A 22423-nucleotide genomic window follows, 5' to 3' on the forward strand; every position below is an offset into this window, starting at 1 on the left:
TTTTATTATAGCATGCAGAGAAGGCGCTTCGTTCAGCGAATATCTTATTGTAAAGTCCGGCAGCGTAAGTAATAGCTGCAAAATAATTCAGATATTAATTTCTTCATGGATTAATACCTTTTTTTTGAAAAGGTAACCCAAGGCCCGGGTTTAGTATTGTTTATTTAATGTAATTACCCTGCTGAACAGCGACCGGGGATAAATAAAAAAACTTGCAAATACTTTATTTAAAGTACTTACAAGCTTAGTTTTAGTTTAGCTTTTCCAGGGAAATACAGTATCGGTAAATTGCTTTACAACTTACAGTACCACCATATCATTTTCGTTTACAGTAGTAGTTTCTTTAAGGCTTGTTGTAGCAGAGAAAGTTTTACTGTACACTTTGCTGCCTGATAACAATTTAAAGTTTAATTCCTGGCCATCTTTTTTCTCAATCTTAAATGTTTGCAATTTTAAGTTTGATTTCCAGCTTTGAGAATATAGCTCGCCTTCTGATTTGTCGTTAATTTTCAGCAAAGAAAAGTTGCTGTTACCGGTGTTGATCTCTACCTGGAAATAAAGATAGTCATCTTCATTACCAATGTATTTTACGGTAAATGGTTCGTCTGCTTTTGCAGTTTTTGCTGTAGCAGTTTGGGCTGAAGCAGAAGTAGCAAATAATACAACTGCGATAAAAGCCGTGGTGATGTTTTTCAAATTTTTCATTTTGTTTTAATTTAAAGGTTACTAATTAATACCGTTTTTAAAGGTTACTCTTTTTTTATAATGGTGTTAACTGTATACAGTCAACGGGTTTACTCTCTTATTCATGTAGCAGGCTGAATGGTTAGATTTTTTCGATATGGCAGGCAACGGATAAAGTGCTTAAAGCAACTTTTTATAAAGGAAGAAACAGTGACTACAGCTTATTTTAAAATTCTTGTGTGGCTGTGGTATTTGTAAGAGCACTGATTAATTCTGATGCAAACATACTGCGGGTTTTTGGACCGTTTAAATCCACTTTACACAGTTTTTATTACTCCAAAATAGTTAAAAAAATCTTTAAACCCTTGCTGGCATTGAGTTTTGTAAAAATTCTTTAATTACAGCCAACCATATTTAAGGGGTAGAAAAAACGCAAAAAATTGCTTTAAAATGCATATTCCCGCTTTTTATCCAGCTAAAAATTTATTGTACACCCCCCTAAAAGTTTAGTCACATTTTTTTCACAATAAGGCTTTGAGCTTTAACAGGTTAACATATTATAGTAATTTTAAAAAAATATTTTACCCAGATGTTCCCTATCAACATTAAACGTTTATCCTTTACGGCTTTTATTTTATTGGCTGGCGGTTCTATTGCAGTGGCACAAAATAGTTTCAAACTTAAATACGATAATTCTGCTGTTTATGCAGGAATTGAAGTGGGCGCCAAGGGCGTAAAGATGAGTGTATTGGAAATTGGTAAAAATGCACAAAAAACAGGGGCATTTAATGTGCTTAAAGACACTTCAATAAATTCTGATTTTATTACTTTTTCTCCCTCAAGTTTCCAGGCTACGCTAAACGCATTGTCTAATCTGTATGCTATTGCAAAGAAGGAATATAATATTTCTACCGAAAGCATTTTTACTGTAGTAAGCAGTGGTGTAAAAAGCCAGGCTGAAAAAGATAATAAAAATGTTTTTATTCAAAACCTGATTGATTCGTTTAAACAAAAAGTAAATGAGCCACAGCGTGAAGTAGAAGTAGTGGATGTATTACAGGAAGCAAAGTTATCTCACCTGGGTATTGTGCCGGAATCAAGAAGGTACACTACTTTTTTAATTGACATAGGAAGTGGTAATACCAAGGGTGGTTTTTTCCCTAACGGAGATACAAAAATGCTTAAGCTTTTTCAATTAAGCTGGGGAACAAAAAGTACAGCTAATGCAACTGAAAAAAGATGTGAGGACGATAAGACCATTGACAATTTCAATAAACAATTAACGAGAGTGCTTACCGGAGCCGAAAACTCCGAGATCACTTATATGGTTAATGAAAGCGGTGCTTACCCTATGAGTGATTATATTGCTTTCAGCGGAGGTATTGCCTGGTCGGTGGCTACCTTACTGTACCCGGAGTTGAACAGTAATTCGGTGGTACCTGTTACTTATGACGATGTACTTAAATTCAGCGAACGATTATATAAAAATTATCCCTCGATATCCGATGAGGCCATTACAAAATCTATTACTGATAAATCACTGGATAAGCTGGCCATTGCCAAAGAAGTAAAAAGAGTAAACCAGGTGTTTGATCAAAAATCCTTAATGGCAGGAACAGGCCTTTTACTAAAAATCATGAGGCAGTTTGAAGGAATTTATGAAAAGAAACAATTCTTTCTTGTAAAAAACGGCCAGGTGGGTTGGATTTCTGCATACGTGGATCAGCATATTGGTAAACAGTAGTTGTTTTTTGTACAACACTGTACGCAGTATGTTATTATCAACCTTCATCCTTAATACATTCGGGAATTCATGAGAGATACCAAATCATTATCACTTTTATTGTTATCATCGGTTCTGTTTCTTTTGTCCATTATATTATTGTGCACATGGGGCTACCAGTATTATCACCAGATACAGGATGATAATACTAAAACACAGGTTGCAAAAAATGCTGCCCCAACAATACCCGACAGCACACGGGATTCGCTGCTTAAAATTTACCAGGTAACATTGAATGGATTAGATAACCGCCTGGATACGGCATGGTACTATGCAGATTCTTTAAAGGGAAACCTGGATATCAACCTGAAAGAATTTTACAGGCTGAGGGATGAGATTGCCACACTTTTACAAGCCAAGGCTCCCAATGCCGGTGACCTGGATATGGCCCGGAAAAAAATTGGTGAATTGCAGCAAAAAGTAACCCAGTTGCGGTACAGGAATACAGATGTTGAAAATGAGAATGCTAAATTAAAAGCATTGCTGGAGCAGATGTCGAAAGAAACACAGAATATGGAAGATAATTCCAGGCTGATGGAGAAAGAGAATAAAACGCTTGCAGCAAAAGTAAATGCCATGTCGTTAAGTGCGGCCAACCTTAACCTTTCGGCATTGGCCAATAATGATCAGCAGGAAACCAATGAAGCCGGGCAAACAGAAAAGCTGGTAGGTTCATTTACTGTTAAAAGTAACATGAGCAGTAAATGTGATATTGTAATAGTAGTAGTACAGCCTGACGGGCAGGTGTTACAAAAATCTGCATGGGAATCGGGCAGTTTTGAAACGGCAGAAGGCAATAAAAAAATATACTCCTGTAAACTACGTTGCGAAACTGCAAAAGGCGAAGCAAAACAACTTAATTTTTCTTTAACAGCAGATAAATACCTCAAAGGAAATTACACCATGCAGGTGTATCATAATGGGGTATTGATTGGTAAAGTAAATAAAATACTCTCGTAAATTCTCTCTGCTGCATTCCATTAATTTCATCTGTTCGTGCAATTGTTGTGGCAATAAGCCGGTATCATTATTGTATTGCGCTGACCTACTTGAGGAAAACCAAACCTAAAAAAATTAAACGCTGTATTTTAGCAGTATGAAAGCAGCAACAATCAATGAGCTAAAACAGGAATTGTCGGAAACGCCACCTGCCAAAGTAATAGAACTTTGTGTAAGGCTTGCCCGGTTTAAAAAAGAGAATAAAGAACTGCTGACGTATTTACTTTTTGAAGCCCATGATACTACTGCTTACATAGAAAGTGTAAAGGCTGAAATAGATGCTCAGTTTGCAGAGATGAATAAGAGCAATGTATATTTTGTAAAGAAGACCTTACGCAAAATATTACGCACTACCAGTAAATACATCCGTTACAGCGGCCTTGCTACTGTTGAAATAGAATTGCTGATTTATTTTTGCACAAAGATGAAAGGGGCGAATATCTACATCAGTAATAATACCGTGCTTTCAAACATCTACAACAACCAGCTGAAAAAAATAACCAAATCAATTGCTGGTTTGCATGAAGACCTGCAATATGATTACCTGCGTGAAATAAACAAATTATAGTATTGCATTTAAGCTATAAATTAGCATAAGAATTATAACCAGATCGACATCTTTTATGGCCAGTAACAAGAACGCTGCAATAGGATTTATTTTTATCACACTTTTAATTGACGTGATCGGATTTGGTATTATTATTCCCGTAATGCCGGGATTGATTGCCGGCTTAAAGCATGTGGATATCAGCACTGCTGCTAAATACGGCAGTTACCTTACAGTGGCGTATGCGGTCACGCAATTTCTGTTTGCCCCGGTATTGGGAAATCTTAGCGATAAGTATGGCAGGAGACCGGTGTTGTTATTTTCTCTGCTGGGTTTTGGTATTGATTATATTTTTCTGGCATTGGCACCTTCTTATGGATGGTTGTTTATCGGAAGGATCATTGCAGGAATAACAGGATCAAGTTTTACAACAGCGGCTGCCTATATAGCAGATATAAGTACTGTGGAAACGAGAGCAAAAAATTTTGGTATGATCGGGGCAGCATTCGGGCTTGGGTTTATTATAGGCCCTGTGTTAGGAGGTTTTATAGGACAGCTAGGAGAACGCATGCCTTTTTATGCCGCCGCCACTTTAGCATTGGTAAATGCCGCATACGGTTTTTTTGTGTTGCCCGAATCTTTAAAAACAGAAAACCGCCGGGAATTTAACTGGAAGAAAGCCAACCCTGTAAGCTCATTATTGAAGCTTAAAAAGTTTCCTGCTATTGGCGGACTTATTTTGAGCATGTTATGCGTTTATATTGCTGCGCATGCAGTGATGAGTAACTGGAATTACTTTACCATTCACCGTTTTAACTGGGATAAAAAAACAGTAGGTATTTCGTTGGGCGTAGTGGGCGTATTGGTAGGGTTGGTACAAGGTGGCTTAACACGTGTGATCAATCCCAGGATTGGAAATGAAAAAAGTATTTACCTTGGTTTAACATTGTACGCCATTGGTATGGTCTTATTTGGTATTGCTTACCAGAGCTGGATGATGTTTGTGTTCCTGGTTCCGTATTGTTTAGGTGGTGTGGCACAGCCAGCTATACAGGCTGTAATGGCAGGTAAAGTACCGCCGAATGAACAAGGCGAATTGCAGGGCGCACTTACCAGTATTATGAGTCTTGCTGCCATTGCAGGGCCGCTGGTGATGAACCAGATTTTCTTTTATTTTACACACAGCCAGGCGCCCATGTATTTGCCCGGTGCTCCGTTTTTTTTAGGTGCTATATTAATGGCAACCGCCGCTATTATTGCTTTTAAAACATTACATCCCGGAAAAACAGTTTAACAGTATGATCAACGATATAAAAAATTTCAACAACGTTTTTTTTATTGGCATTGCAGGCGTAGGTATGAGTGCTGTTGCGCAATACCTTGCCGGTATAGAAAAAAATGTAAGTGGCAGCGATCGTTATTTTAAAGACGGTGAGTATAACGAAATAAAAGAAAAATTAGAAGCAGAAGGGATACGATGTTTTGTACAAAACGGGGATGGTATCACTACCGAAACAGACCTGGTAGTAGTATCCACTGCTATTGAAGATACCGTGGCAGAAGTGGTAAAAGCAAAACAATTAAATATTCCTATTTTAAGAAGAAGCGAAGTGCTGTCCCTGGTTGCAAAAAGTAAAAAAACAATTGCAGTAGGCGGCACCAGTGGTAAGAGCACTACCAGCGCCATGCTGTTTGATATTTTACAACACGCCGGTATGCAACCCAGCATTATCAGTGGCGCCGGGTTAACCAGTATTATTAAAGAAGGCAAAATCGGTAATGCAAAAGTAGGTGCAGGAGAGTGGCTGGTAATTGAAGCTGATGAAAGCGATGGCAGCATTGTACAATATTATCCGGAAGTGGGCCTGTTATTAAATATTGATAAAGACCACCAGGAGATCGATGAACTGATGCAGATATTCGGCACATTTAAAAAGAATACAAAAGATATTTTTATTGTCAATCAATCTAATGCATTGGCAAAACAATTATCACAGAATATACAACATGATTTTTCATCTGATGAAAAATCCGGCGCAGGGTATATCGCCAGCGATTTTAAACAAGCCGGATTTGAAATTGCATACACCACCCACGCCCAAGGTCTCACTAATCACGACCAGGCTCCATTCACCATTCACGCCATTGGCCGGCACAATATGGAAAATGCTTTAGCGGCAACAGCAGTAGCGCATCAATTAGGTGTTGCTTTAAAAACCTGTGCAGCAGCTTTAAAAAATTATGAAGGTATTTATCGCCGCAACCAGATACTAGGCAATAAAAACGGCGTATGGGTGATTGATGATTATGCACATAACCCGGTGAAATGCGCTGCAGCTATTGCCTCCTGTCAACCTTTGGCCGATAAAGTGGTCGCCTGGTTTCAACCGCATGGTTATGGCCCCACAAGATTTTTACGCCAGGATTTTGTAAAGGAATTAGCTCATGTACTAAGGCCACAGGATGAAATATGGATGAGTGAAATTTTTTATGCCGGCGGTACAGCGGTAAAAGATATTTCTGCCAACGATCTTATCAACGACATTAAGGCACTGGGCAAACAGGCATTTTTTGCAGAAGACAGAAATAATTTTGTAGAAATGGTAAGGCCGCATTTAGCAGGCAATGCCGTTTTATTATTGATGGGAGCCAGGGACCCTTCGTTAGAAACATTCAGTAAATCAGTTTACAACATGGTCTGACGCCCCCGTCTGACCATGATGTAAACGGCACGATAAACAATGACAACGCTTATCACCAACATACAACAACTTATTGGCACAAGAGAAGCGCATACACTTCTTCGTGGTGCAGCATTAGCAAACCTGCCTTCAATTGAAAATGCTTTTATTTTAATTGAGGATGGCATCATTGCTGAATATGGTGCTATGTACGAACTGGAATTAAAAGTACCGCAATTGCCCGCAGCTATAATTAATGCAGCAGGTCAATTGGTGTTGCCCTGCTGGTGCGATAGCCATACACATTTGGTTTTTGCAAAAAGCAGGGAAGAAGAATTTATTGATAAGATAAAGGGAATGAGCTATGCCGGTATTGCTGCCAAAGGCGGCGGCATTTTAAACTCTGCCAATAAATTAAATGAGGCCGGCGAAGAGGCTTTGTTTTTACATGCCTGGAAAAGACTGGAAGAAGTGAGCCAGTTAGGTACCGGGGCTATCGAAATTAAAAGCGGTTATGGCTTAACGGTAGATGGTGAATTAAAAATGCTGAGGGTAATAAAAAAATTGAAAGCGCAATCTGATCTTTCCATTAAAGCAACATTTTTAGGTGCACATACCTATCCGCAGGCATATAAAGAAAATCACCAGGGATACATTGATCTTATCATTAATGAAATGCTGCCCGTAATTGCCCGGGAAAAATTAGCTGATTATATTGATGTGTTTTGCGAAACCGGTTTCTTTTCGCCTGAAGAAACAGAAACGATCTGTAAAGCAGGAATGAGCTATGGCTTAAAACCAAAGCTGCATGTCAATCAACTCAATTCAACCGGCGGCATGGAAGCGGCAATAAAACTAAATGCAGTTTCTGTTGATCACCTGGAAACAATGACAGAAACCGATATTACATTGTTGAGACAGGCCGGTTCACCCCGCACTTCAGGCCAGGGTGCGTTACCTGGCATGATCGGGACTTTGTTGCCTACGGCTGCATTTTTTCTGCGTATGAATTATCAACCTGCAAGAATATTAATTGACAATAATTGTGCGATTGCTTTGGCATCCGATTATAATCCCGGTTCATCCCCCAGTGGCAATATGAATTTTGTAGTGGCTTTAAGTTGTATACAAATGAAAATGTTGCCGGAGGAGGCCATCAATGCAGCTACCCTCAATGGTGCTTATGCTATGGAATTACAACACGAAGTGGGTAGCATCTCCATTGGTAAAAATGCCAATCTGATCTTTACAAAGCCCATACCTTCATTGGCTTATTTACCGTATGCTTTTGGTAATAATTTAATTGATAAGGTAATGATCAAAGGAGTCTTCATTTAATAAATATGAAATCAATAGTCTTATTCCTGGTAATAGTGGTATTAAGTAACCCGGTTTCTGCACAGGCCGATAGCAGCAGTTGTAAAATTTATCACAGGGGATTTTTTTCTTACACCGATACGTTGGGCAATACCGTGATCGTACAACGAAAAAATAAATACCAGTACGAAAGGAACACGGTAACAAAGGTTAAAACCCAATTCAGGATTACCTGGACAGGCGATTGTACGTATGAGATTTTTCAAACACTTACCAACAGTAAAGCAGCAAGAAAATATAAATACAGTACCACAAAACTGATCATCTCTAAAACAGACGGTAACAATGGCTATGAATATTCCTGCGCTTGTGCTGATCCGGCAAAAGGTAAAGGCTATATGAAGCTGATTAGCAAGAAGGCATTCTTCGATCTGTATTAATTACTATTGCAGGAATAAAAAATTAAAAGACAGAGCGAAAATACTTTTAATTTTCGCTCTGTCTACTGCACTCTTTGTTAGTCTTTCAGGAATATTTTAAAGCGGTCGAAACAATGTTGTGTGAGCATTTCCCTGTCATCAGGATGTGCAATATCAATCAAGGCTTTTGCACGCTGCCGTAAATTCTTGCCAAATAAATAGGCCACGCCATATTCAGTAACCACGTAATGCACATGGCCTCTTGTAGTAACCACACCTGCCCCTTCTTTTAAATAAGGTACAATACGTGGAATGCCTTTATTGGTTCGGCTGTTTAATGCAATGATAGGTTTGCCTCCTTTACTTAATGCAGCCCCACGCATAAAATCCATTTGCCCCCCGATACCACTGAATTGTAATTTACCGATACTGTCGGAACATACCTGGCCGGTAAGATCCACTTCAATGGCACTGTTGATGGCAATCACTTTAGGATTACGCCGTATCACATGCGGATCATTTACATAGTCAATATCCAAAAAAGCAAATGATGGATTATCGTTAAGGTAATCGTATAATTTTCTGCTGCCCAGCGCAAACGAAGTCACGCTTTTATTAGGGTGAATCGCTTTCTTTTTATTGTTGATCACATCTTTTTCCACCAGGTCAATGATACCGTCGCTCAGCATTTCGGTATGCACGCCAAGGTCTTTGTGATTGGTTAAATACCGTAACACAGCATCAGGTATTGTACCAATGCCCATTTGCAAAGTGCTGCCGTCATCAATCAGGTTGGTGATATTTTTACCAATGATCATTTCGTTTTCGCCCACCTTACTGCCATAACTTTCTTCAGGCAGGTCTGCTTTATGAAAAACCATTTTTGTAAACCGGTCGGTATGTATCATACCATCACCATGTGTACGGGGCATCAATGGATTTACCTGCGCAATAATTTGTTTGGCACTGTCCACTGCCGCACGGGCAATATCCACACTTAATCCTAATGAACAATACCCATGAATATCAGGAGGAGAAACCTGTACGATAGCCACATCCAGTTCCAATATCTTATTCTTAAACAGGTCGGGAATATCGCTTAAAAACACAGGTACAAAATCAGCTCTGCCTTCTGCAACAGCATCACGTACCGCAGCAGATACAAATAAGGAATTGATATGAAAAGCGTCCTGGTATTGTGGTTTATCAATTTCAATATCGCCTTTTACGGTAATGGAAACCAGTTCAACATCTTTTAAACGGTGGCTTTCTTTAGCCAGCTCATGTAACAGGTGCAGGGGCGTACACACGCCGCCATGCATAAACACTCGCATGCCACTCTGGATAATGGATAATGCCTCTTGTGCAGGCACGTAATTGTAGGGATGAATCATATTGTTTTATATTTATTACCGCAAAAATGCGGCATTTCAAAATTATAAAAACAGAGTTTTGTCATGTCGTCATATGATTAAAATAATATCGGCTCCGGTTTTTTTGCAGCCCCGCAAAGAAAAACTATTTTTACGGATAGCAAACGGTGGATTGTTGACGATTCACTATTCACGTTTCACGAACGACATCTAACAATTAATTTATGCAACTTATTGAATGTGTTCCCAATTTTTCCGAAGGCAATGACCTCAATATCATCAAACAAATAACAGACAGCATTGAAAAAGTGGACGGGGTACGTTTGTTAAACGTAGACCCCGGTAAAGCTACTAACAGAACCGTAGTCACTTTTGTTGGCGAACCAGCCAACGTTATAGAAGCTGCTTTCCGGGCCATTAAAAAAGCGGGTGAGTTAATTGATATGAGCAAACATAAAGGTGAACACCCACGTATGGGAGCAACTGATGTTTGCCCGCTGATACCCATTGCCAACATTACCATGAAAGAAACTGCGGCATATGCACAACAACTGGCAAAACGTGTAGGCGAACAGCTTGAGCTTCCCGTGTATCTCTACGAAGCCGCACAACCCGATAAACAGCGCAGCAATTTATCAGTAATCCGTGCCGGCGAATATGAAGGTTTCTTTAAAAAAATAAAATTACCGGAATGGAAACCCGATTTTGGCCCCACAGAATTTGATGCCAGGCGTGGCGGTACTGTTATTGGTGCAAGGGATTTTTTAGTAGCGTATAATATCAATTTAAATACCACTTCCACACGCCGTGCCAATGCCATTGCATTTGATGTACGTGAAGCAGGAAGAAATATTGAAAAAGATGGCGTTAAAATACATCAGCCCGGTACTTTAAAAAGTGTAAAAGCTATTGGCTGGTTTATTGAAGAATATGGTGTGGCCCAAATTTCCATGAACCTCACCAATATCAATATTACTCCCGTGCATGTTGCTTTTGATGAGGTCTGCAGCAAAGCCACCGCAAGAGGTATCAGGGTTACCGGAAGTGAACTGGTAGGATTGATCCCCTTAAAAGCAATGCTGGATGCCGGTAAATATTTTTTACAAAAACAACAACGCAGTGTGGGGGTTAGTGAAAAAGAACTGATCAGGATCGCTATTAAATCAATGGGGTTGGATGAACTCGGCGCTTTTAAACCCGAAGAAAGGATCATTGAATATTTATTAGCCAATAAAGCGGATAGTAAATTGGTGAGCATGCAACTGAATGATTTTGCTGATGAAACAGCAAGTGAAAGCCCTGCACCCGGCGGTGGTTCCATTGCAGCTTATGTAGGCGCATTGGGTGCTTCGCTGGCGACAATGGTGGCAAACCTGTCGTCGCATAAAAAAGGTTGGGACGACCGTTGGGAAGAGTTCAGCAACTGGGCAGCCAAAGGGCAACAATACAAAAACGAACTGGTAAAATTGGTAGATGCAGATACTGCTGCCTTCAATAAAATTATGGAAGCATTTGCATTGCCAAAGGCAACGCCAGAAGAAAAAACAAAACGAACCGAAGCCATACAGGCCGCAACAAAATTCGCTATTGAAATTCCTTTTAAAGTAATGCAGACGGCTGCCGCCAGCATGGAGCTGGTAAAAGCCATGGCAACAATCGGTAATCCCAATTCGGTGAGTGATGCAGGTGTGGGTGCCTTGTGTATACGCAGTGCCGTTATGGGCGCATTCATGAACGTGCGTATCAATGCAGGCGGCTACAATGATAAAGTTTATGTTACCGATATTATTGCCAAAGGAAAAGCCATTGAAGACGGTATTATTGCCGCAGAGGCGGAAGTGCTGCAAATAGTAAATGAGAAGATTGGTATTTAAGTGTGGCAAATGACTGGTAAGGGTTATGGTTACTATTTTTACATTTCATACCATACAATCGGCAATTGATGAAGGATTACTCACCTTTTATCAATCATTACGTTTAATTTCAATTGCAGTAATAAATAATTCGCCATTAAAACCTTTTTCATGAAAAAATTATTCAGTTTCATTTGTATTTGCATGGTTACACAAGCTGGTTTTGCACAGGTGCAAAAAACATTTTCCACACCTTACGGTGAAAACCCTGCAGCGGGAAAATACGCCTCTGTGAATGGTATCAAAATGTATTATGAAATCTATGGCGAGGGCGCTCCGATGGTATTGATACATGGCAATGGCGGCAGTGTAAAATCAATGGCCAACCAGATAGAATATTTCAAAACCAGATACAAAGTGATTGTTGCCGATAGCCGTGCACAAGGCAGATCCGAAGAAGGCAAAGCGGCATTGACTTACGAACAGATCACTGATGACTGGTCGGCGTTACTGGATCAGTTGCATATTGATTCTGCATACATCATCGGATGGAGCGATGGTGGTATTGAAAGTTTACTGATGGCCATCCGTCATCCGGGCAAAGTAAAGATGATGGCTTTAATGGGAGCCAACCTGCAACCCGATAGCAGCGCAGTATATGAATGGGCCATTAAAATGGTAGCACAAAGCAATCATTACCTTGATAGCATGATCGCTAAAAAAGATACCACCTACAATTTCCCTTTGTATAAAAAACTAAACGATCTGCTGGGCAAGCAACCGCATATTTCTTTAGCGCAGGTTAATACTATTAAAGCGCCAACATTGGTGTTAGGCGGTGATAAAGATGTAATTAAAGAAGCCCACACTTTACAGATCTATCAGAACCTGCAAAAAGCCTGGCTCTGTATTTTTCCCGGTGGTACACACATGATGCCGGAAACAGAACCCGAATTATTTAATGCTACAGTAGAAAGATTTTTTAGCAAACCATATTACAGGCCCGATACGAAGGCGTTGTTTGGAGTGAAGGATTAATGACTAGTACAATTAATGTGCTGCAGGTTATTATAAGGGCGAAGCTGAGTTCTCTTAAAAACTTCATGGGTTTGTATGAAGAAATAAAAATTGTTCTCCACCAAAAGGTATAACAGAAACCTAAAAATAACTGCTTAATAATCTTCTCGGTTTTAATGAATCCTCACAGCATATTCTTCACGTCATTCATCATTCCCGGAGCAGCCGGTATAGATTGGATAGATTCCGCATCCTGTTTGCCCTCAGTAATTTTAAGTATTGATCGGGGATAACTTTTTTATACGCTTGTACAATACCTGGTGCCGGCAGGTTGATGTTTATTGTATCAATGATTGTTGCTGTGCCAATGTTGTGGCGCAATGGCAAACAACCAAAACTGCCGCCGGAGTTAACTTCACGGTACATCATTATTTGTTTGCAGTTAATCCCTGTTGTATGTAGATAATGAAAATTAAAAAAAAGACTGCACTGTACATGTTTTTAGTATTCCTCAGGCAATAAAAAAACGCCTTTATTAGCCGAAACAGGTATTTCTACGGGTAATAATATTCCTACAAGATTCTACATTTATGCCTTCACATTAACCAGACAGCGACTTTTATATGAAAGCAGGAATACTTTTTCCATTGTCTACTGCACATCCCGGTATCGGGTTGGATTTTATGGACGGATTACAGGTATTCCTTCAACAGCAGGGCATTTCCGGCAACATCAGTTTTATAAAGGAAGGGATTGCCTTTGGCGGAGTTGAAAAAGAAGTATACCAGAAAGCAGAAAAATTACTCATCAGCGACGATGTAGATGTATTGATTGCCTACGCAGATGAAAAAGTATTGCCTGTTCTTTACCCTTTGATACAAGCTACCGGTAAAATAATGCTGGTAGTAAACCCCGGAGCCAATTACCCTGTTAACTGGATCACCCAGCCCAATGTAATTCACCTGAACCTGCAGCATGCTTTTCTTTGCTGGCTTACAGGTGCATTGGCAGCCGCAAGCACAAACGGCCATGCAGCATTAGCTACTACCTATTATGATTGTGGCTACTTACATGCCGCAGCCATGATTAAAAATTTTATGCAGCAAGGCGGCACCATACGGCATAATTATATTAACAACCAGGCTTATGACGATGGTTTTGAAATTAAGCAACTCACTGATTTTTTATCAGTAAGTACCGATTGTAAAAACCTGCTTTGCGTATTTGATGAAAAACCTGCATCATTATTCTATTCCTTACTGAACCAATATGCTTCAGCAACAGCATTGCAGCTTTTTGTATCGCCTATGATGTTGTCGTCAAAAATACTGAACAATGCAATAAACAATTCAGCGTATACAGTTACTGGCTATTTACCATGGCTTTCTGAAATGAAAAATGAAGCCAACTCATTGTTTGTAAATAGTTGTACAAGGCCTGCCACTATTTTTTCTTTGTTAGGGTGGGAAACAGGGATGGTTCTTGAAATAATGTTACAACAGGGTAGTACTGGTAACGGCGATGCAGTGATGGCGCACCTGAAAACAAAAACAATAAACAGCCCGAGGGGAATATTACAACTTGATGGTGAAACACAGTTCTACATTGCCCCGGTTGCAAAATATAGTTTAAAGGCGGGGACTGATGTTGCGGAAATAGAATGGATCAACAATCCGGGCACTGAATGGAAAGCTTTTACCTCCATGCCTACAGAAGGAGCTGTTTCGGGCTGGACGAATACTTATTTATGTTATTAACCAATGAGTGATATAAAAGCGATATTGATCTGCGGCAGCAATATAGCCCTTCCGGTTGTAAGGGATATGGTGTTTCACCAGCAGCTTGCCGTGGTGGTTATACCGCAGCATAGTAGTGCTTTTGCCGGGCAGGTGCAATTGCTGTTAAAAAATGCCGGTGTGCCGGTAGTATTGGTGAACAAAGAAAATTTTGCTGCTGCCGTACAGCAGGCCATAGATAAATATGCCCCTGCACTGGGCCTGGTATTTACTTTCTCTTATAAAATACCTGCTGCTGTTTATACATTGCTGTCAAAGGGATTTTTTAATATTCACCCAGGGCCGCTGCCCGCATACCGTGGCCCTGATCCTGTATTTCAACAGATAAAAAATAAGGAACCTTATGCTGCTGTAAGCATTCATAAGCTGGATGACGGGTTTGATACCGGGCCGGTAGTGATGCTTGATAAAATACAGTTAGCCGTTACCGATACCTATGGCATGCTGTCAAAAAAATTGGGTGAGCTGGCTTCGGCAATGGTAACAACACTGATGAAAATGGCAGAATTTGGCAGCAGCATTCCGGCAAGGCAGCAAGACCATAGTAAAGCACAGTTTTATAAAAAGCAATCGGCCAATGATATTACCATTAACTGGCAAACGATGGATGCTGCAGGTATTATTGCATTGATCAATGCCTGCAATCCCTGGAATAAAGGAGCGGTAACCCAACTTAACCAAAATATAATACGCCTGCTGGATGCTGATTGCGATGCTTTACTGCCATTAACTGATGAGGCGCCTGGTACCATAATTTCTATTGATGAGGAAGGGATGAAAGTGGCCACAGCAGCGGGGCAGGCAATGGTGGTAAAGATGGTGTATGTGGAAGAAGGATTTTTAATGGCAGGACGCCTGAAGGATTTTGGCATTATGCCAGGGGCCAGGTTAGGGGCAGCATAGCCAAAAGATATGCACTTTTTAAAACAGGTGTTTTTTTCTTAATATAAAATTATTAGATTTATGAGCTTACCAAAAGGGAATTTTTCTGATAGTTTTTATTTGACACACCAATTTTTATTTTCAGTGGTGTTATTTAACAAGTTTCAAATTCATCATTTATAAACCCTTTTTTTATGCAAGATCCTTTTATTGGAAATGTAATTTTATTCGGGGGCACATTTGCACCCGTTGGCTGGGCATTTTGTGACGGCTCACTGTTACCCATTTCGGAGAACGACGCCTTGTTTAATTTAATCGGCACTACTTATGGCGGCGATGGCCAGGTTACTTTTGCTTTGCCCGATCTGAGGGGCAGAATGCCCATTCACCAGGGCCAGGGCCCCGGCCTAAGCACTTATGTTATCGGGCAGGTAGCAGGAACGGAAGCGGTTACTTTACTACCCGGGCAGATTCCCCCACATTCTCATACCGTATTAAGTAATTCGGGCACTGCGGGAACTAATGTACCCAACGCCAATTTTCTTGCGGCTCAAAGTACCTTATCGGAGTACATTGCAGGCTCCTCGGTAAATTCCGTAATGAGCCCGGTTGCCATTGCAAACTCAACGGGAGGGTTACCGCATGCTAACATTATGCCTTCCCTGGCAATGAATTACATTATTGCATTACAGGGCATTTATCCTCAACAGAGTTAATTGATCATCCTAAAAAAATTATACAATGGCAACAGAACAATTCATATCAGAGATACAAATTTTCGCCTTTCCATATGCGCCAAAAAACTGGGCACAATGTAACGGGCAAATTTTACCAATCGCCCAGAACCAGGCATTATTCGCACTGTTAGGAACCACGTATGGTGGTGACGGCATCAGTAATTTTAAACTACCTGATCTAAGGGGGCGAACAACAATTGGCATGGGGCAGGCACCCGGCGGGGGCAACTATACCCAGGGGCAGATAGGGGGAGAAGAAAATCATACCCTGTCGGTACCCGAAATGGGGCCACATACCCACACAATGATGGCCAGTTCTGCCAATGCAGATCAAACTACCGCTAACGGTAACCTGCTGGCACAAAACGGCACGGCACAATTATTCAGTAATGCCCAGAACAATACAGCAATGGCAGCCAACTTTATTGGTTTAAATGCAGGGGGACAGGCGCACCCTAATATTCAGCCCTACCTTGTTTTAAATTATTGTATTGCACTGTCGGGAATTTTTCCTTCAAGAAATTAATTACACATCAACAACTAAAATTTTTTTTATGGATGCATATATAGCAGAAATAAGAGTCTTCGGATGCAATTTTGCACCAAAGAACTGGGCACAATGTAACGGGCAATTGCTCGCTATTGCTTCTAACACGGCATTATTTTCTTTATTAGGTATCACCTATGGTGGTAATGGCACTTCCACTTTTGCATTGCCTAACCTGCAGGGGCAGGCCGCAATAGGGCAAGGGCAGGGTAATGGTTTAACCGGTTATGTAATTGGAGAAACGGTAGGTTCGGCCAACGTATCGTTATTAGGCAACGAAATGCCTGCGCATGCCCATCCCGTTAATTGTTTTAACGATGCCGGTACCGATCCAAGCCCGGCTAATAATGTGCTTGCCGCGTCTGGAACCGATAGCAGGGCTAACGTGTTATACAGTGCCAACACCGCAGCACCGGTTGCTATGAACTTTCAGCAATTAGCCAATACAGGCGCAAGCGCACCGCATAATAATATGTCGCCCTATGTGGCCATGAATTATTGTATTGCCTTACAAGGTATTTATCCGCAAAGGCCTTAATTGTTTTTTATTACGTTGGTTGTAATTCAATTGCAGCCAACGTAATTTTTGTATTACCCTTTACCAGCATGAATTATTTGGATAGCCAGAAACAAAATATTTTTCCAGATCAATTTAAGCCTTATAATTATGAAACATTTACACTTTACGCTTCAGATTATTTCCCGGGTTACGGGTAATAGCAAACAGCAGGCATTGCTTTTTTTTATCGCAATATTTTTTTGCAATAGTATGGCTGCGCAGAATTTCACCTTAACTTCCAATGCAGATACGCATGCAACAAGCCCCACTGTAAATGCGCTGGATGGCTCCGGCCAGGTCACTTTACGATCGGCCATGGAAGCTTCCACTCAAATAGCCGGTACGCATATCATTACCATTCCGGCAAGCATTACTGTTATCAATCTTTCGTTGGGGCAGATGACAGTAGGTAATTCTGCGGTGGGTAATAATATTACTTTAAACGGGCCTGGTAAAGGCGTGCTTACCATCAATCAAACCACAGCCAACCGCATATTCAGTACCGGCCTTAATGCCGTTACCTTTGTAATGAGCAACCTTACGTTGAACTACGCCGGCCCGGTAGGAACGATAAGCGGTGGTGGAGGTGCTATACAGGCAGGTGGTACCGGATCTGTAACCACATTCTCCAATATAGCAATAAACAATTTTAATATACAGGTTGGCAACGGGGGGGCAATATTGGTAAGTGCCGCCGGCGCACATACTTTTACGCTTACCAACAGCGACTTTACTAATAACTATACCGGTGGTGGCGGGGGAGCTATCAGTTATAACGGACAAGGCACCTGCACTATTACAGGCTGTAAATTTACAAGTAATAAAACCGGGCCCATCAGCGGAGCAGCAGGTACCAATACCGGCGGCCCCGGTGGCGCAATATATACTACAGGCAGTGGCACTGCAGGTACCTATTCAATTACACAATGCACCTTTATTACCAACCAGACCTTAGCAAATACTTTTGGCGTAGGTGGTGGAGCAATAGCGAATGCTTTTGGTACTTCAACGGTTAGCTATAACCGCTTTTACAACAATACGGCTGCCAATGCCGCCAGCGGCAATACTATTTATGAAACGGGGGGCAGTGCCACACAACCCCAGGCCATTATTGCAGAAAATAACTGGTGGGGTGTAAACACCGGCCCGGGTGTAAACGATGTTAGTGTTGTAAATGGTACCCCTGCCGGTACAATTACGGCTACCAAATGGCTGCAGTTAAAAGCTTCGTCAGCAGCGGCTAATCTTTGCTCCGGCTCTGGCACTACCTTTACCGGCAGTTTTTTATCTAATTCAGCTGCAGAAGCTATTTCTGTTGCTAACCTGGGAGCAATAATAGGCCAGCCAATAACTTTTACCAATGCGGTACTGGGTACACTTTCCGGCGCACAGGCCACTATACAGGCCAGCGGTACTGCTACCGTTACGTTTACAGCAGGTGTAACAGGCGGGGCCGGCAGTGCCAATGCCGTGGTGGATAATGTACCTAATAATGATGCTACTGCAAAAGCATCACTTACGGTGGTTCTGGCTCCCTCTATTACCAGTAACCCTTCTGCAGGAACTTCCTGTGCCGGGTTGGCGGTTTCATTTACTGCAGCGGCTACCAACCAGACCTCGGTGGTTTGGCAGGAGAGTACTACCGCAGGATTTTCGTCGCCGGTAACGCTTACTAATACCGGTATATATAGTGGTGCCACTTCCGGTACTTTAACTATTTCTGATAACAGCACTGTAAACGGCAGGTATTACAGGCTGGTGGCATCAAATGGTAACGGTTGCGGCAGCGCTAACAGCACCGGCGCATTGCTTACTGCTACCACACCATCATTATCCGCCAATAATACCGTAACACAGGCAGTAAATACTTCTAATAATAACTATTATGCGGCATCCTGTGCGGCAGTATGCAAAGTAGTGCCATCGGGTGCATTGCCGGTTTCGGGTAATGTTACCAGTCAGGTATGGGTAGAAGGGGCGGTACCAACAGTAAGTGGTTTGCCATTTGTACAAAGGCATTACCAGGTTACGCCTGCAACGGGGGCTGCCACAGCTACCGGAACGGTGACACTTTATTTTTCGCAGGCAGAGTTTGATAATTTTAATGCTAATGCCGGCAGTGCACTTAACCTGCCCACCGGCCCGGCAGATGCAGCAGGCAAAGCCAATTTACGTATTGGTAAATACACCGGCAGCAGCGGCAATGGTACAGGCCTGCCGGCATCATATGCTTCAGGTGCTGTTGTGCTCGATCCGCCCGACGCCAATATTGTATGGAATGCAGGTTTCAGCCGCTGGGAAGTAAGTGTGGATGTAGTGGGCTTCAGTGGTTTTATAATACAAACCAGGCCTTTTGTGCTACCAATAAAATTAATTTCGTTTACAGCACAACTGAATAATAATACGGCAAATGTAAAGTGGCAAATTGCACAGCCTGAAGAAGGCAGCCGTTTTGAATTACAACGCAGTACTACCGGCAGCAATTTTGTAACGATCAATACACAACAGGGAGACCTGTCTAAAACATTATTTAACTACAGCGATCCTCTAACAATATCAGCAGGCAAATATTATTACAGGCTGCAGGTAACAGATAAGAATGGCAAGATAACTTTCAGCGATATCATATTTGTAAAAACCGGTAGCAGTGCGCAGGAAATTACGCTTTATCCTAATCCCGTTAAACAGGGAGAGAATATAAAAGTAAGCCTGCAAAATATTACCGCCCGTAAAATGGAACTGACCACGGTTGCCGGCCAGGTAGTATGGAGCAATAAAAATAACAGCACCGGCAGTTTTATCATCAGTTTACCTGCTGCACTGGCAAAAGGTATGTATATGGTAAAAATATTTACAGATGATGCTGTTGAAATACGAAAGATCATGATTGAATAATTGTTTTGTAAGAGAAACCCTTATCTATAATATCAAAAACGCAGGTGTGCTGAATGTACACCTGCGTTTTTTGTTAACGTATTTATTTTATACATCGGGCTGTATCACCATGCAATAAACTTTATGCAGCCAATAAAAATACTTGTCATCATTCACCCGTTTGGCCGGGATGAATTTCAATGTGCCATACAGGTATTCAGCAATTGAGTAAATAATATTGGCCTGCTGTGCAAACAGTATTATTGTTTTAAAAAACATGCTGTACAACATTGAACTGCACCCTGTTGGATAAGCTATTATCCTGCTCTCGTAATACAACTACAAAACTTACCTGCCGTATATTACAATTGCTTTTTTATTAATGCCGCATCTTTGTGTTGTTAAAGCATTCCAATATCCATATCTCTTAAACCAACCCAATCCTGTGAAAGCCGAATCGAACCCTATGAAAAACTGAAACCAATCCTATGAAAGCCGGTGGCAGCAATTGGCCATCATGATTTTACCAATTTCTGTGAAAAACCTTCAGCGATGAAGGTTTTTTCTTTTTACAGGCATAGAACATCTAAAATCCACTTCCCGGGTTACACCTGCTACAAATTAATACGAACCGGGAAAAGCCATTTGTGAGAATAGGTATAATTAACCGCAATCAGAAAGCATGCCGATGCATAGTGCCGCGTAGTACAAAAAATAATCCTGGTCATTGCTCCCGAAATAAGTTTGTCTTAATTAACCCTATGAAAGTCTGTTTTACACCCTGCTATAACAAAGTAAACGATGTAATTTTAGCATACCAATTAACTGATCAAAAAAACATACACATGAACACAAACCAGGTTATTATTAAGATGCTGACAGACAGGTGGCACGGAGCAGTAAAAAATTTTGATACTGTTCTTGACTCTATTACGGATGAACAGTTGCTAAAAGAAATTGCACCGGGTAAAAACAGGGGCATATACCTGCTGGGGCATCTTATTGCCGTGCATGATGATATGCTGATATTGATGGGACTGGGCGACAAATTATACCCCGAATTAAATGAACCGTTCATCAAGTCGCCGGATAAAACCCTTACTGAAATTCCGTCGGCACAGGAACTGCGGAACTGCTGGAAAAAACAGAACGGGTTCTTAACGCAACTATTTGATACTATACAACCCGGAGACTGGTTTCAAAAGCATACCGCCGTTTCGGATGAAGATTTTATAAAGGAACCACACCGCAATAAATTAAACATATTACTTACAAGAACCACCCATCTAACATACCATACCGGACAATTTACAATGCTTAAATAATAAATTAATATTCCAGGAAAATGACGACTGCAGATTTTACAACCACAATTGTTGTAACACAAACTCCCGGAGAAGTATTTGATGCCATTAATAATGTAAGAGGGTGGTGGTCACAAGAAATTGAAGGCAGTACCCAACAACTTAATGAGGTGTTCAATTACCATTACGAAGATGTGCATCGCTGCAAAATAAAACTAATAGAAGCGGTGCCCGGTAAAAAAGTGGTTTGGCTGGTGGAAGAAAACTATTTTAAATTTACTGCAGACAAAACAGAATGGACGGGAACAACCATAATTTTTGACATAACAAAAAAAGACGACCAGGTTGAACTTCGTTTTACGCACCAGGGCCTGGTTCCGGAGTACGAATGCTATGATATTTGCTGCGGCGCATGGACAACTTACATACAGAAAAGTTTGTACAACCTTATCACCACGGGTATTGGCCAGCCAAATGGTAAAGGCAAACCACAAACTGAAAACGAAAAAAAATTAGCGGCCGGCAATAAGTAACGGTCGCTACATCATTTTTAAAAAATAAGCCAGCAGGAAAAAGAAAATAATAATATCAGTGACCAATGCAAATTTTTCATTTGCTCCTGCTGGTTTTTTAATAAGGTGCTGTAACCCTGCAATGCCGTAATACAAGCCACTTCCAAATGCACTCACCATTCTCCACTGTGGCATAAACAAAGAAATTATCCCGGTTAATCCAAAGCAAAGATTTGCAAAACCTAATTCCCTTACGATGGGGAAACTGTCGGGATTATTAAGATGAAAAATTTCTTTTGCAGTAAATGCGGGGTCGGTGGATTGTTTGATGCCTGCTACAAAGAGCCGGAGCCCCACAGCCGAAAAAATAAACCATTTGCCCAACAGCTCAAATGAAAATACAGCGCTTTTTTGGGTAACTACTTCTATGGCAGTACAAAGGAGTGGCAACAGGAATGTGAATACAGTCACCACAATAATGTACTTTTTATTTACGGTTGGGGGAGTGTTATCTGCCATTGGATAATTATATTAACTAC

22 protein-coding genes are annotated in these 22423 nt (G+C 41.0%); 17 read left to right on the top strand and 5 right to left on the bottom strand.

Annotated features, from left to right (window positions below; translation table 11 throughout):
- Positions 1 to 300: 300 nt before the first annotated feature.
- Positions 301 to 705, bottom strand: coding sequence for a hypothetical protein (locus ACYVM0_RS02920; protein ID WP_460552195.1), 405 nt, complete (start codon positions 703 to 705; stop codon positions 301 to 303).
- Positions 706 to 1273: 568 nt separating this feature from the next.
- Between ACYVM0_RS02920 and ACYVM0_RS02925 the strand changes: the two genes are divergently transcribed.
- The 7 genes from ACYVM0_RS02925 (at position 1274) to ACYVM0_RS02955 (ending at position 8451) form a co-directional block, all read left to right on the top strand.
- Positions 1274 to 2428: a hypothetical protein gene (locus ACYVM0_RS02925; RefSeq protein ID WP_460552198.1), complete on the top strand. Its 1155-nt coding sequence runs from the start codon at positions 1274 to 1276 to the stop codon at positions 2426 to 2428.
- Between the two features lie 69 nt (positions 2429 to 2497).
- Positions 2498 to 3427: a hypothetical protein gene (locus ACYVM0_RS02930; RefSeq protein ID WP_460552201.1), complete on the top strand. Its 930-nt coding sequence runs from the start codon at positions 2498 to 2500 to the stop codon at positions 3425 to 3427.
- A gap of 136 nt (positions 3428 to 3563) precedes the next feature.
- Positions 3564 to 4034: a hypothetical protein gene (locus ACYVM0_RS02935; protein WP_460552204.1), complete on the top strand. Its 471-nt coding sequence runs from the start codon at positions 3564 to 3566 to the stop codon at positions 4032 to 4034.
- A 55-nt stretch (positions 4035 to 4089) separates the two neighbouring features.
- A complete protein-coding gene (locus tag ACYVM0_RS02940; protein ID WP_460552206.1) occupies positions 4090 to 5307 on the top strand; it encodes a TCR/Tet family MFS transporter in 1218 nt (405 codons plus the stop codon).
- Between the two features lie 4 nt (positions 5308 to 5311).
- Positions 5312 to 6715: a UDP-N-acetylmuramate--L-alanine ligase gene (locus ACYVM0_RS02945; protein ID WP_460552208.1), complete on the top strand. Its 1404-nt coding sequence runs from the start codon at positions 5312 to 5314 to the stop codon at positions 6713 to 6715.
- Positions 6716 to 6754: 39 nt separating this feature from the next.
- Positions 6755 to 8032, top strand: a complete 1278-nt coding sequence (hutI, locus tag ACYVM0_RS02950; protein ID WP_460552211.1) for an amidohydrolase family protein — start codon at positions 6755 to 6757, stop codon at positions 8030 to 8032.
- Between the two features lie 5 nt (positions 8033 to 8037).
- Positions 8038 to 8451: a hypothetical protein gene (locus ACYVM0_RS02955; RefSeq protein ID WP_460552214.1), complete on the top strand. Its 414-nt coding sequence runs from the start codon at positions 8038 to 8040 to the stop codon at positions 8449 to 8451.
- Positions 8452 to 8528: 77 nt separating this feature from the next.
- On the opposite strand, the gene ACYVM0_RS02960 is transcribed toward ACYVM0_RS02955, so the two are convergent.
- A complete protein-coding gene (locus ACYVM0_RS02960) occupies positions 8529 to 9824 on the bottom strand; it encodes an acetyl-CoA hydrolase/transferase family protein (protein WP_460552217.1) in 1296 nt (431 codons plus the stop codon).
- A 203-nt stretch (positions 9825 to 10027) separates the two neighbouring features.
- Between ACYVM0_RS02960 and ftcD the strand changes: the two genes are divergently transcribed.
- Positions 10028 to 11677, top strand: a complete 1650-nt coding sequence (gene ftcD / locus ACYVM0_RS02965; protein ID WP_460552220.1) for a glutamate formimidoyltransferase — start codon at positions 10028 to 10030, stop codon at positions 11675 to 11677.
- A 150-nt stretch (positions 11678 to 11827) separates the two neighbouring features.
- The gene (locus tag ACYVM0_RS02970) at positions 11828 to 12694 is read left to right on the top strand and encodes an alpha/beta fold hydrolase (RefSeq protein WP_460552223.1); all 867 of its coding nucleotides are present in this window, start codon (positions 11828 to 11830) and stop codon (positions 12692 to 12694) included.
- 189 nt (positions 12695 to 12883) lie between these two features.
- Here ACYVM0_RS02970 and ACYVM0_RS02975 read toward each other — a convergent pair whose 3' ends face one another.
- On the bottom strand, positions 12884 to 13102 hold the full coding sequence (locus ACYVM0_RS02975) for a hypothetical protein (RefSeq protein ID WP_460552226.1): 219 nt from the start codon (positions 13100 to 13102) through the stop codon (positions 12884 to 12886).
- Positions 13103 to 13296: 194 nt separating this feature from the next.
- Here ACYVM0_RS02975 and ACYVM0_RS02980 point away from each other — a divergent pair, with 194 nt between their 5' ends.
- The 6 genes from ACYVM0_RS02980 to ACYVM0_RS03005 all read left to right on the top strand — a co-directional run bounded on the left by ACYVM0_RS02980 (position 13297) and on the right by ACYVM0_RS03005 (position 20089).
- Positions 13297 to 14430: a type 1 periplasmic-binding domain-containing protein gene (locus ACYVM0_RS02980; RefSeq protein ID WP_460552229.1), complete on the top strand. Its 1134-nt coding sequence runs from the start codon at positions 13297 to 13299 to the stop codon at positions 14428 to 14430.
- A gap of 3 nt (positions 14431 to 14433) precedes the next feature.
- Positions 14434 to 15372, top strand: a complete 939-nt coding sequence (locus tag ACYVM0_RS02985; RefSeq protein ID WP_460552231.1) for a methionyl-tRNA formyltransferase — start codon at positions 14434 to 14436, stop codon at positions 15370 to 15372.
- A gap of 173 nt (positions 15373 to 15545) precedes the next feature.
- Positions 15546 to 16067, top strand: a complete 522-nt coding sequence (locus ACYVM0_RS02990) for a phage tail protein (protein ID WP_460552234.1) — start codon at positions 15546 to 15548, stop codon at positions 16065 to 16067.
- Positions 16068 to 16092: 25 nt separating this feature from the next.
- Complete coding sequence (locus tag ACYVM0_RS02995; RefSeq protein ID WP_460552236.1) at positions 16093 to 16614, top strand: phage tail protein; 522 nt, start codon at positions 16093 to 16095, stop codon at positions 16612 to 16614.
- A 28-nt stretch (positions 16615 to 16642) separates the two neighbouring features.
- Complete coding sequence (locus tag ACYVM0_RS03000) at positions 16643 to 17173, top strand: phage tail protein (protein WP_460552239.1); 531 nt, start codon at positions 16643 to 16645, stop codon at positions 17171 to 17173.
- 231 nt (positions 17174 to 17404) lie between these two features.
- Complete coding sequence (locus ACYVM0_RS03005) at positions 17405 to 20089, top strand: T9SS type A sorting domain-containing protein (protein WP_460552242.1); 2685 nt, start codon at positions 17405 to 17407, stop codon at positions 20087 to 20089.
- Positions 20090 to 20176: 87 nt separating this feature from the next.
- On the opposite strand, the gene ACYVM0_RS03010 is transcribed toward ACYVM0_RS03005, so the two are convergent.
- On the bottom strand, positions 20177 to 20347 hold the full coding sequence (locus ACYVM0_RS03010) for a hypothetical protein (RefSeq protein ID WP_460552245.1): 171 nt from the start codon (positions 20345 to 20347) through the stop codon (positions 20177 to 20179).
- A 566-nt stretch (positions 20348 to 20913) separates the two neighbouring features.
- On the opposite strand from ACYVM0_RS03010, the gene ACYVM0_RS03015 reads away from it, so the two are divergent.
- Both ACYVM0_RS03015 and ACYVM0_RS03020 read left to right on the top strand, forming a co-directional pair.
- Positions 20914 to 21393, top strand: coding sequence for a DinB family protein (locus ACYVM0_RS03015; protein WP_460552248.1), 480 nt, complete (start codon positions 20914 to 20916; stop codon positions 21391 to 21393).
- Positions 21394 to 21413: 20 nt separating this feature from the next.
- Entirely contained in the window at positions 21414 to 21905 is a 492-nt protein-coding gene (locus ACYVM0_RS03020) for an SRPBCC family protein (RefSeq protein ID WP_460552252.1), read from the top strand.
- A gap of 6 nt (positions 21906 to 21911) precedes the next feature.
- Here the strand turns inward: ACYVM0_RS03020 and ACYVM0_RS03025 are convergent, their stop codons facing one another.
- Positions 21912 to 22403: a DUF6790 family protein gene (locus ACYVM0_RS03025; RefSeq protein ID WP_460552255.1), complete on the bottom strand. Its 492-nt coding sequence runs from the start codon at positions 22401 to 22403 to the stop codon at positions 21912 to 21914.
- Positions 22404 to 22423 lie beyond the last annotated feature (20 nt).

This window comes from Ferruginibacter profundus (assembly GCF_054783275.1).